Below are 11,966 nucleotides of genomic sequence, written 5' to 3'. Positions count from 1 at the left end.
TATATAGGTTGATTGACAGGAAAGAAGCAAGGCAGGCTACACTTGCTGCGCCATTGTTTTGCTCAGGAAATCCCATACCACCACGCCAGTCGCCACCGAAATGTTCAGGGAGTGCTTGGTGCCGAACTGCGGAATCTCCAGCACCACCTCCGCGAGGGTCACCACCTCCTGCTCCACCCCCATCACCTCGTTTCCCAGCACAAACGCGTACTTTTTCCCCGCTTCCGGCTGAAAACTATTCAGCAGGGTGCTGTTCTCGGCCTGCTCCACGGCGCAGATGATATATCCGTTGGCCTGCAGCTGCTTCACCAGTTCCAGCGTATCGGGCACATGCTCCCACGCCACCGACTCGGTGGCTCCCAGCGCCGTCTTCTCGATGTCGCGGTGCGGGGGCGTGCCGGTGATGCCGCAGAGGTACACTTTCTCCACCATAAACGCATCGGCCGTCCGGAACACAGAGCCCACATTATTCAGGCTGCGCACATTGTCGAGCACCAAGACTAACGGTATTTTTTTCTTATTTTTGAAGTCCTCCACCGAGTCACGGTTCAGGTCCTCCATCGAGAGCTTTCGCATTTATACAGCGTTTATATATAAGAATGGGGTTACAGGGCTTTAGAGAAGACAGGTTAAACATACCTAACGAAGCTTTGCCCGTGTAAAGGTCCGGCGGAGAGGGCAGAAATCAAACCGAATTTTGCTAAGGAGTTGTTTTGAGCTGATTGGTTTGATCCGTGATAAGATTAAGTGGGTGGTTGTTGCTGTTGCGGATAAGCGGATCGGATTTATATATCCAAAACAGCAGGTGTGCCTCAATCACCTTTAAGGGGAAAGGAGGTATATCAGTCTCACCCCATGTTTTAATTTAGCAATTATTATGGCTCTCGCATCTGCGAAGGCATCAAAGTATAGAACGTATGAAAGCAGATAATGGCACCGTCACCCCCCTTATGAAGCAATACAATGCTATCAAGGTGAAGCACCCGGGGGCGCTGCTGCTGTTCAGGGTAGGCGATTTTTACGAGACTTTTGGGGAGGATGCCGTCAAAGCCAGCCGAATCCTCGACATTGTGCTGACCAAGCGCGGCGCGGGCTCCTCCTCGGAGGTGGCCCTGGCCGGGTTCCCGCATCACTCCCTCGACACGTACCTGCCCAAACTGGTGCGGGCCGGGGAGCGCGTGGCCATCTGCGACCAGCTGGAAGACCCGAAATCGGTGAAAGGCATCGTGAAGCGTGGCGTGACGGAACTTGTGACGCCGGGTGTTTCCTTCAACGATCAGGTGCTGGAGCGGCGCAGCAACAATTATTTAGCTGCTCTGCACTTCGGAAAGACGGAAACCGGCGTGTCTTTCCTGGATATATCCACGGGCGAGTTCATCACGGCGCAGGGCGACAAGAGCTATATAGGCAAGCTGCTGCAGAGCCTGGCCCCGGCCGAGGTGCTGTTCTGCAAGCGCGAAAAAGAAACCTTCATGGAGCGCTACGGCCCCGATTTCCGGTATTATGCGCTGGAGCCCTGGGTGTTTAACTACGACACGGCCTATGAATCGCTGACCCGGCAGTTCAGCACCGCCACGCTTAAAGGCTTTGGCATCGAGGGCATCGCGGAGGGCATCATCTCGGCGGGTGCCATCCTGCATTACCTCTCCGAAACGCAGCACCACGAGATCAGCCACATCGCCACCATCTCGCGCCTCGAAGAGGATAAATACGTGTGGCTCGACCGCTTTACGGTGCGCAACCTCGAGCTGCTGTTCCCGCAGCACCCGGAGGGCGTGCCGCTGATTCAGGTGCTGGACCAGACCGTGACGCCGATGGGTGCCCGCCTGCTCAAGAAGTGGGTGGTGCTGCCGCTGAAGGACGTGGCGCAGATCCGCCGCCGCCTGGACACCGTGGAAGACCTGACAAAGCACAGCGAACTGCTGGCAGAGCTCACGCTGCACCTCAAACAGATAAACGACCTGGAGCGGCTGATCTCGAAAGTGGCGGTGCGCCGCGTGAACCCACGCGAATTGGTGCAACTGGCAAAGGCTTTGGAAGCCATTTTGCCCATCCAAAAAGCCCTGGCCTTAAGCGATATACCCGCCCTGCAGCGCCTGGCGGCGCAGCTGGCCCCCTGCGATGGATTGCGGGAAGAGATCCGGAACGTGCTGAAGCCGGAGCCGCCGATGCTCACCAACCAGGGCAATATGATCAACGAGGGGGTGAACGCGGAGCTGGATGAGTTGCGTGCTATTGCTTTCTCGGGCAAGGACTACCTGGCGCAGTTGCAGCAGCGCGAGGTGAAGAACACGGGCATCAGCTCTCTCAAAATCGCCTATAACAAAGTGTTCGGCTATTACCTGGAGGTGAGCAACGCCCACAAAGACAAAGTGCCCGCCTCCTGGATACGCAAGCAGACGCTGGTGAACGCGGAGCGGTATATAACCGAGGAACTGAAAACCTACGAGGAGAAAATCCTTAACGCCGAGGAGCGCATTTTCACCATCGAGTTTGGCCTGTTCAACGACCTGGTGCTGCACGCCCTCGATTACGTGGCGCAGGTGCAGCAGAACGCCCGGGTCATCGGCATCATCGACTGCCTCAGCTCCTTTGCCGGCATTGCCCTGAGCAGCAACTATGTGAAGCCCGACGTGAGCGAAAGCCATGTGCTGGAGATAAAAGAAGGGCGTCACCCGGTCATCGAAAAGCAGCTGCCGCTGGGCGAGGCGTATGTGCCGAACGATATTTTCCTGGACAACGAGGAGCAGCAGATCATCATCATCACCGGCCCCAACATGGCGGGTAAAAGTGCGCTGCTCCGGCAGACGGCCCTCATCGTGCTGATGGCGCAGATCGGCTCCTTTGTGCCGGCAGCCGCTGCCAGCCTCGGCATCATCGACAAGATCTTTACCCGCGTGGGCGCCTCTGATAATCTGTCCAAAGGCGAGTCGACATTTATGGTGGAGATGACGGAGACGGCCAGCATCCTGAACAACCTCTCGGACCGCAGCCTGGTGCTGATGGACGAGATTGGCCGCGGCACCAGCACCTACGACGGTATTTCCATTGCCTGGGCCATTGTGGAGCACCTGCACAACCACCCGAAGTTTAAGGCCAAGACGCTTTTCGCCACCCACTACCACGAACTCAACCAACTGGCCGAGGACCTGCCCCGCGTGAAGAACTTTAACGTGTCGGTGAAGGAGACAGGCGGCAAGATCCTGTTCATGCGCAAGTTGGTGGAGGGCGGCAGCGAGCACAGTTTCGGGATACACGTGGCGCAGATGGCGGGCATGCCCAACAACGTGGTGCTGCGCGCCGACGAGATCATGCACCACCTTGAGAAGGAGAAAGTGTCGGAGCAGGCGCCGCAGCAGAAGATGAAGGACGTGCCGAAGAGCAACTACCAGCTCAGCATGTTCGAGCTGCACGACCCGCAACTGGTGCGCCTGAAGGAACTGATGGAGCACCTGGACATCAACACCATTACGCCGGTAGAGGCGCTCCTGAAGCTGAACGAGCTGAAATTGCTCCTGCAGGAGAAGCCGGTGAGCCGCTGATATCTATAACTGCCAGCGTGACCACCGTTGTTTATATATGGAATAGTGCAAGGTTTCAAAATTGGTGGTACGGATAGGCGGCTGGCGTTGCGCAGGAGCGGGAGCGTTTCCGTCGTGCGCAATTGCTACAGGCAGCTTCCTTGAAAAGTTTTTGCCTGAAAGTCAGGGATAAAGCAGTGAGGTGACGATTTTTTTATGGGGGGCTATTGACAAGTAAGATTTTGTCTATATCTTTGCAACACTAAATCACTACGGCGGTTTAGGGATTAACAAATGCGGGAGTAGCTCAGTTGGTAGAGCGCGACCTTGCCAAGGTCGAGGCCGCGGGTTCGAATCCCGTCTCCCGCTCAGCACATAAAAAGCAAAGACGTTGTAGACCACAACGTCTTTGCTTTTTAAAGTCTACACTTCAGGGCCAGCCCCTGGAGGTTGCCGGGATGGTGGAATTGGTAGACACGCAAGACTTAAAATCTTGTGGACGCAAGTCCGTGCGGGTTCGATTCCCGCTCCTGGTACAGCACTTCCTATATAGGGGAAACATAATCAACTGAAAAACCCGCTCTAAACACTGTTTAAGCGGGTTTTTGCTTTTATAGCCCTTCTCTAATATACTGCTTCTTTTCCCTTGTTTAGCTGACTTTTGTTACTGGTTTGTTACTCGTTTGGTACTCGCTTTATTTCTTTTTATTATATTGGATAACAAAGGAATACAAAAGCTAACCATGTGAAAAAGAAAGCCCAAAAAGAGCCTGTCCGACTCAGGGAGAAGAAACTGAGCAACGGCAACCTGAGCCTGTACCTGGATTACTATGATGCAGGGGAAAGGCAGTATGAGTTCCTGAAGCTCTACCTGATAGACAAACCCAAGACCGCATTAGAGAAGCAATCGAATCAGGCCACACTGGAGCTTGCCCTCAGGATTAAGGCCAAACGGACAGAGGCGGTACTGACAGATTCTTTTGACCTTAAATCAAAGAACAAGGGAACGGCTAATTTTGTGAGCTACTATCAGGCTTACATTACTACCTACACCAAGAAAGACCACAGGGTGCTTTCTGCCAGTTTCAATAAGTTTAAGGATTACCTGCAGGAGGCACACGGCAAAGAGCGCCTGGCCTTCAAAGACCTTACACCAAACCTTGTATTAGGCTTCAAAGATTACTTAGAGGCAAAGCAGGTAGGAGAAGGGCCACAAACCTATTTCAGCCGCTTTAAAAAAGTGGTGAAGCATGGCATCAGAGAAAGCCTGTTCCCGCAGCACCCGCTGCCTGAGAACGTGAAGTTTAAAGGCGGGGGCATGAACAAAGGGCTGCTGAGCCTGGAAGAAGTGAGCCTGCTGGCTAAAACCCATTGTGGCAGCGGCACCATCAAACGCGCCTTTCTCTTTGCCTGCAACACGGGTCTGAGGTTTGGGGATATAAAAGCCCTGAAGTGGCAGGATATAAGCGGTGTGGAGCTGGCCATCAAGCAAAGCAAGACACAGGAGGTGCACCGCCTCAGGCTGAACCAGAACGCCCTGAAGCTGGTAGGTGATCGGGGCAAGGGAGATGAGTTAGTGTTTTCCCTGCCTTCCTTCAACGGCTCAGCCAAAACGATAAAGAACTGGGTAGCCCGGGCCGCTATCGACAAGCGCATCACCTGGCACAGCGCCCGCCATTCCTTTGCTACCAACATCCTGCTGTTAGGTTATGACATTAAAACGCTCTCACAGCTCTTAGGGCACACTTCCATACAACATACTCAGAAGTACCTCAGCATTGCAGACGAGCGCAAAGCACAAGCTGTAAACGCCTTGCCTGACCTTAATTTCTAAATTATGAAGGAATACAAACACACCTATCAGGATTGGGTAGATGGAAATATTGAGCCTTTCAATTTTTTCAGGTTATTGCTTTCTAAAGAAATGAGCGGTGAGGATTTAGGTAGAATTGGCGCCGAACAGAATAAAGCCTTTTTACATTATGTAGATACAACCTTTGAGGCCTTAAAACACCTCTTCCTTGATGAGTATAATAACAGCCTATTAAAAGAGGAATTATTAGACGATAAAATTAGCGGTTTTAAACTTATGCTGGATACTATAAGGTCTGAACATGAACTTATAGTTACAAAAGCTTTAAATCCTGGAGATGAAGGTAGATATGAGTTGACAAAATCAGAAGTAGATACCTACTTATCAGTAACAGCTGATAGTAGATCAATAGAAATTTTTGTTCATCATTTCATGACAGATATTGAAGATGCAGGTATAGAGTTTGAAGAAGAAGAAAAAGCTCCTTTTAGATATATTTTAAGGTCTAATTTCTACAACTGGCTCGTTTGGTTTAAAGGGCAGCAAAAATCAAAGAATAATGAACCAAACTTAAAGATTAACCCTAGTGTGATGCCAAAAGAGATAGCAAATCTTATTGGCAATAATAAGAGCTATACTTGGTTAGGCAATGATGATGAGTTGCCCAAACTATACAAACTACTGAAAGAGAATAAACTAATACACACAAGCACGACAGAAGAAAACTTCAAGGCAGTATTTGAAGCTAAGGCATTGCAGGAAATAAAAGAGCGTATTAAATGGCATGATGACAACGCAAGCGAGCTTTTATACTTTATCCTGCAGTTAGAGGGCTCAGATGGCTGGCTTATAGAAAAAGGAGAGCGAGCAAATTACCAACGCCTTAAAGGCTGCTTTGTAAAACCCAATGGAACACAGTTTACAGAGAAACTTAGACAGGCTAAGCAGAACCTTAAGAATTATGGCTTAGCTCCAGCCAAAAAGCAAATTATAGATATTATCATTCAGCAATTCTAACAAGCCTTTACATCTTTACCTTTACCATTACCTAAGCCTGATGTAAATACTCATTCTTTACTTGCTTGCCTATGTTTGTACTGTTATAACAGACAAAGGAAAGGCCTTTCCATTTCACTAACTTTTAACAGTTTAGGAATGGATTTACAACAAGTAGAGCAGGAACTAAAGAGTATCAAAACTTTACTCCTTAGCCAGAAAGTAGTATTCAATTTTGATGAGGTGGCAGCCTATACAGGGCTATCTAAGAGCTATCTGTACAAGCTAACCCACACCGCCCAAATACCCCACTTCAAGCCACAGGGGAAGCACATCTATTTCAACAAAGTAGATATAGACCAATGGCTGCAAAGAAAGCCAGTAACGCCTGTAGATGAGGCTGCCATAGAAGAACAGGCGGCTACTTACATCACGCTAAAGAAGATGGGAGGTGCAAAATGTTAAGTGCAGCATCCTACAAATCTGAAAGCGGGTTAATAGCGGCCTACTACAAGTATGAAACCCTGCCTGATGTTGTAAAGGCACAGCACGGCATCAGGAGCAAAGCCAGGCTGGACTGTACAGCCTACACCAATTTAACAGGGTACACAGGATTGACAGATTTTGTCAGCCTAAAAGGGCAGATATACCTGTTCAAAATTCCTGCCAGGGAGTTTGTAAGAGCCAACAGCAAAAGGCTAGCAGAATGGGCCTTGTCCAATGGAAAGCTAAACCTGTCCAGCATTTACTTTGAGGATATAGATTACCCAGAGTATGGCTATGGCTACCCAAATGCAAACAGGCTGCTAGGCAACGGCAGCAATAACCCGCTGTTCCCCTATAGAAACGACTGCTACCTGTTTATTACCAATGCAGATATAACACAAGTAGAGATACTTGTTATCATGAATGGCAGGAACCTAGTACCAGGTTACTACCAGTGCCTGATTAATGGGGATATAGACAGGGAATTGCAAAGCCTAAGAATGCAGGCCAAGCCGTTCTTTGATTATAGAATTGCTTTATAGTAAGTGGTATCTTCTGACAGCTTTTGTCATAGCACATGATAGATACTACAAAGCTATACCTCAGCCAGGAGCAAGCGGGCAGTTCTGTATGGGACTGCCTGCCATTCCTCACCAACCTCTCAGAAACCTACAGGCAGGACACCGGGCAAACCTATGTTGCTGGCCACATAGGTAATTTAAGAATAGGTGTTTTTGAGCATGGAATAAGCATTGCAGGCAGTCTGCCAAAATTCTACTTAGGCACTAACCTGTACACCTTAAACCGGTCAGATAGCAGGCGGGCCTTTGAGATGATGGCCGACACCCTGCACCTGCCTGTACAGAAAGCAACCGTGTCCAGAGTGGATATAGGCATGAACCTGCTGACTAACTGCAAGCCAGAGCTGTACTATCCTTACTTAGGGCAAAGCAGCTACTACAACCGGCTGACACAGCCTAAAAGCATCAGCTATCAGAATAACCTCAGGAGCAAGAAGTTTTATAACAAGATAGCAGAAAGCAAAAGTACAGGCACCGCCATTCCTGCCATATACCAGGGCAAGCACGTGCTTAGGTATGAGGTGTGCTATACACAAAGGCTATGCAAGCAGTTTAACCGGGCGCTCATAACACCAGGCACCCTGATTGATGAGGCGTTCTATATGAGCCTGATTGACCGTTTTGTGAAAGAATATGAATCAATAAAAAAGATAGGTATACCTAAAATGGACAAAATGAAAATGAGAACACCCAAAGGCTTTTGGGAGCAAGTGAGCACTCTGGCCATACCGCTCTTAGGGCAGGAGAACCTGCTGAGCCTGCTGGAAGAGATGAAAGCTGAAAATGGCTTCAGCACCGACAGGAACTACTACCGGATCAAGGATGAGCTAATTAAACGTGCCGGCCAAACCTCCACAGAACAGCCTGAACTGATTCAGGAACTGAATAAAAAAGTAGCCAGGGCAAAGCAAAGCTACAGGTAGGCTGAGACGCTGGTTCCCTAATAAATTCAAGCTAAGCATGTTAAGAAATGTTAAGGTTTCAGGGTATTTTGTATAGGTAGAAGAACCTGATAAAACCTGATAATTTGAGGTGCTATAGATGCTGTAGAGACTACATAAAGCTTCATATATCAGCTTTAATAGCCAGTATATGCACTTATGCACGCCTATATAGAACAGTGAAATAACAGTGAATTATTGTCAAAGTTCCCTAAGGATTTAGGTTTCATTTTTCAGCAAATCTCATTCAAAATGCCAAAATTCCCAACATTCCCGACCTTATATGATGAGGTAATAGCCGTTTCAATAATGAAGCTCAGAGAGTGGGGCTATCTAAAGCCCAACCAGAGGAGAAGCGGCACCCTTAACTGGAGCAGCAACGGCCATACAATAGGCAGCATCAGTATTGTAGTTGATACCCGCTATGATTGGTCCCATGTAGAATTGAACTACAAACACAGAGACAAGCCCGTGAACTACACCGTTGACCTTGTCTCAGTACCCTCCAACATTGGCAAAGGGGTGGTGTGGTACTTCCAGTGCCCCCACACCGGCAAACGCTGCAGAAAGCTCTATTCCATTGGGGAAAGGTTCCTGCACCGGGAAGCCTACACCGGCTGCATGTACGAATCCCAGACTCACAGCCAAAAGAACAGGAAGCTGTTCAAGCTATATGAAAAAGTATTCAGTTCTGATAAGCTATATGAGCAGCTATACAGCAAGCATTTTAGAAGTAGCTATGCGGGCAAGCCTACTAAACGGTTTGTAAAGCTGATGCAGAAGATAAAGGAGAGCGAGCGGATTACCTATAGGGAAAAACAGCTGCTGTTGATGGCTTAAGTTATATCTACAGAGGTTACAAATAAAAAATACTGGTTTTCAAGCTCATTTAAGTAGCTGCAATATCCACACAAGGTAGAGATTCAATGTAAGAGCTGATGCTAATGCAAGAAGAATTCTTAATGAGGAGTGAATATTAGCGTAGGCTTGAAATTAATTAACTTCCTATCAAGTCTGCCTTGTTTAACTTCGCTGAGAATTCTGCAGAGAAAATGTTTGCACCTTTTGCATTGAGATGAGTATTGTTGCGAAAGAGCTCTTTTCTGTTGCAAATATCACTTTGCGTAAAATCCATAAATATGTTTTCTTCCCCAGCTAAATTCTTATAAACATCTTTTATCTGATTCAAATTAACAATATGACGCTGTCCTTGAATGTATATTGGAGAAAGTACAAGAATTACTTTTATGCCTTTGCTATTGGCTTTTCTTAAAATCTCTTGATAGTTAATTATCGTCTTCTCACTTATTTCAACTTTGATTGTATCGTATTTTTGATTACTCCAATCTATAGTAACAGGATGGAAACCCTTATAATCCTTTGCATCTGCTATGTTGTGATCTAATAATTTAAAATCAAATTTGGTTTCGACCAATATATCATAAAAGTCCTTGTTATACTGAATTAAATTATAAAAAGGCACATACCTTGACTTCCACGCAAGCTCAGAGTCTATATCAGATAGGGCGTTGTATAAATTTTCATTTCCTAAATATGGTTCATATTTTTTGAATTCATAAATCTGTGTCCTTTCAGCAAGCTCAGAATAGGTTCCTGCCAAAACGATTACTTCAGCGGTTGAATAACTTAAAAACTCATTCAATATGCCTTTGTATTCATTTAAAGGAGTGCCATCTAATCCAAAGTTGTAACAAGTCTTATTTACTTTACTGGAAATGATTGAAGGGTTGAAATGAGTATATGCTACTGAAGAGCCAAATATAGCGATATCACTATCCAATGTATGATCCATCACGCCATCTATTTTTGCTTTATGCCTTAGTGCATATTTAGCATTTATCAAATTATCTAATCCGTAACCTATCAGTTTGAGAATTACTATGAGTAAAATATTAAATAATAATACTCGTGCTATGATTCTAATCTTGTTAGAATTGAAAATATATAAATGCGTTGCTTTCATAGACTCCAAATAAAATAATAGTTATTATTAACGCATAAGTTAAACCCCATCTATATATGATAGATGCATTAGACATCGCTGATCTTAAGCTTTTCTTTCTTTGAAATAGCTCAGCTAAGACCAATATTAGTATAAAGCAGATGGCTAGCGCATAATGTTCAATCTGTTGCCCTATATATAGAAGCTTTAATCTCGCGAAGTCAACATTTGATACAATAGCTTTGGCGCTTTCAGCCAGTCCGCTGAATATATGGGTGGTGATGTACCAGGCATCACCAATGGAATTGGCTCGAAAGTAAATCCAAGCAAAACAAACGAGCGCGAAAGTTGTCCCCACCTGAACAACCCTGTAGAAGTCCTCGTGCCTGTCAAGCCCAATTTTCCGGACCAGCATATCCCTTCTCTTGGACGTCAGGAAGCCGAACACCTGGTAGAACCCATGCAGGGCACCCCACACGATGAAGGTCCAGTTGGCCCCGTGCCACAGCCCGCTCACCAGGAAGACGATGAAGATGTTGTAGTACCAACGCCACTTCAGCACCCGGTTACCGCCCAGCGGGATGTACAGATAGTCCCTGAACCAAGTGGAGAGGGAGATGTGCCAGCGGCCCCAGAACTCCCGGATGGACTTGGAGAAATAAGGCCTCCTGAAGTTCTCCATCAGCCGGAAGCCCATCACCTGGGCAGAGCCGATGGCAATGTCAGAGTAGCCCGAGAAGTCGCAGTAAATCTGGAAGGCAAAGAAGACGGTGGCGATAATTAAAGGGATGCCTTCATAGTCTGTGGGATTGTTGTACACCTGATTCACCATCACAGCCAGGCGGTCTGCGATAACCACTTTCTTGAACAGGCCCCAGGCCATGAGCTTCAGGCCATCAGTCACGCGCTGGTAGTTGAAGTCGTGCTTCTTCCTGAGTTGGTCCAGCAGGTTCCCGGCCCGTTCAATCGGACCCGCCACCAGTTGCGGGAAGAAGATAACGAATAGAGCAAATATTCCTAAGTGCTTTTCAGCCTTTATCCTGCCATAGTACACGTCGATGGTGTAGCTCATCGTCTGGAAAGTGTAGAAGGAGATGCCCATCGGCAGCAGCAACTCAAAGGCCGGGGCCGCATATCCTACTCCTAAAACCTCTGCCAGATCTTTAGCCGCTGTGTTGAAGAAGTTGTAGTACTTGAAGGTGAACAGGATGCCCAGGTTAGACAACATGCTCACCCACAGCCACGGCTTGCGTTTATCCCTTTCCTCCTCAGGGTATTTGTCCATCATCCTGCTGCACCCATAGTCAATCAGGGTAGAGATGACAAGGATGATGGCATAATCCACACGCCAAAACATGTAGAAAGTGTAGGAGGCAATGAGCAGCAGCACCCACCTGAAGCGGTAGGGGAAAAGAAAGTACAGGAGAGCGACCGTCGGGAAGAAGACGAGGAACTCAAACGAGTTGAAGAGCATGCTGATAAATAATTAAGCAACTGCAAAATTGTGTTATCCTATCTTGAATTCAAAGTGTTAAATTGAAAATGGTGACATTATTTGTTCTAACACAGGTGCTTTGACTAAGGGATATTTCCTATGCTCCTGCACTAGGGAGCCTGTAGAGCCTTTAATATATCATAGAACTGTAGTCCAAGAACAGGCAACTA

Annotated in this window: 10 protein-coding genes and 2 tRNA genes; 9 read left to right on the top strand and 3 right to left on the bottom strand. The window is 47.3% G+C overall.

Annotated elements, in window-relative coordinates; all coding sequences use genetic code 11:
* Positions 1 to 36: 36 nt before the first annotated feature.
* On the bottom strand, positions 37 to 576 hold the full coding sequence (locus ABD920_RS12655) for an RNA methyltransferase (RefSeq protein ID WP_345159494.1): 540 nt from the start codon (positions 574 to 576) through the stop codon (positions 37 to 39).
* A gap of 341 nt (positions 577 to 917) precedes the next feature.
* Between ABD920_RS12655 and mutS the strand changes: the two genes are divergently transcribed.
* From mutS to ABD920_RS12610, 9 genes are all read left to right on the top strand, one after another.
* Positions 918 to 3,542: a DNA mismatch repair protein MutS gene (mutS, locus tag ABD920_RS12650; RefSeq protein ID WP_345159492.1), complete on the top strand. Its 2,625-nt coding sequence runs from the start codon at positions 918 to 920 to the stop codon at positions 3,540 to 3,542.
* Between the two features lie 275 nt (positions 3,543 to 3,817).
* Positions 3,818 to 3,890 (top strand) — tRNA-Gly (locus tag ABD920_RS12645).
* Positions 3,891 to 3,973: 83 nt separating this feature from the next.
* A tRNA-Leu gene (locus tag ABD920_RS12640) sits at positions 3,974 to 4,057 on the top strand.
* Between the two features lie 209 nt (positions 4,058 to 4,266).
* Positions 4,267 to 5,355 carry a site-specific integrase gene (locus ABD920_RS12635; protein ID WP_345159490.1) on the top strand — a complete coding sequence of 363 codons (1,089 nt, stop codon included), beginning with the start codon at positions 4,267 to 4,269 and terminating at the stop codon, positions 5,353 to 5,355.
* A 3-nt stretch (positions 5,356 to 5,358) separates the two neighbouring features.
* Positions 5,359 to 6,351, top strand: a complete 993-nt coding sequence (locus ABD920_RS12630) for a hypothetical protein (protein ID WP_345159488.1) — start codon at positions 5,359 to 5,361, stop codon at positions 6,349 to 6,351.
* A 138-nt stretch (positions 6,352 to 6,489) separates the two neighbouring features.
* Positions 6,490 to 6,795, top strand: a complete 306-nt coding sequence (locus ABD920_RS12625) for a helix-turn-helix domain-containing protein (RefSeq protein ID WP_345159487.1) — start codon at positions 6,490 to 6,492, stop codon at positions 6,793 to 6,795.
* Positions 6,789 to 7,358, top strand: coding sequence for a hypothetical protein (locus ABD920_RS12620; protein ID WP_345159485.1), 570 nt, complete (start codon positions 6,789 to 6,791; stop codon positions 7,356 to 7,358). Before ABD920_RS12625 ends, ABD920_RS12620 begins: the two co-directional genes overlap by 7 nt.
* Positions 7,359 to 7,393: 35 nt before the next feature.
* Complete coding sequence (locus ABD920_RS12615) at positions 7,394 to 8,320, top strand: phage/plasmid replication domain-containing protein (protein ID WP_345159483.1); 927 nt, start codon at positions 7,394 to 7,396, stop codon at positions 8,318 to 8,320.
* 327 nt (positions 8,321 to 8,647) lie between these two features.
* Entirely contained in the window at positions 8,648 to 9,178 is a 531-nt protein-coding gene (locus ABD920_RS12610) for a hypothetical protein (protein ID WP_345159482.1), read from the top strand.
* A gap of 157 nt (positions 9,179 to 9,335) precedes the next feature.
* On the opposite strand, the gene ABD920_RS12605 is transcribed toward ABD920_RS12610, so the two are convergent.
* On the bottom strand, positions 9,336 to 10,322 hold the full coding sequence (locus ABD920_RS12605) for an SGNH/GDSL hydrolase family protein (protein ID WP_345159481.1): 987 nt from the start codon (positions 10,320 to 10,322) through the stop codon (positions 9,336 to 9,338).
* A complete protein-coding gene (locus ABD920_RS12600; RefSeq protein WP_345159479.1) occupies positions 10,288 to 11,775 on the bottom strand; it encodes an MBOAT family O-acyltransferase in 1,488 nt (495 codons plus the stop codon). The genes ABD920_RS12605 and ABD920_RS12600 overlap by 35 nt, the downstream gene beginning before the upstream one ends.
* Positions 11,776 to 11,966: the final 191 nt, after the last annotated feature.

This window comes from Pontibacter saemangeumensis (assembly GCF_039541895.1).
GTDB classification, from domain to species: Bacteria; Bacteroidota; Bacteroidia; order Cytophagales; family Hymenobacteraceae; genus Pontibacter; species Pontibacter saemangeumensis.
This window is presented reverse-complemented; position numbering and strand designations above follow the sequence as displayed.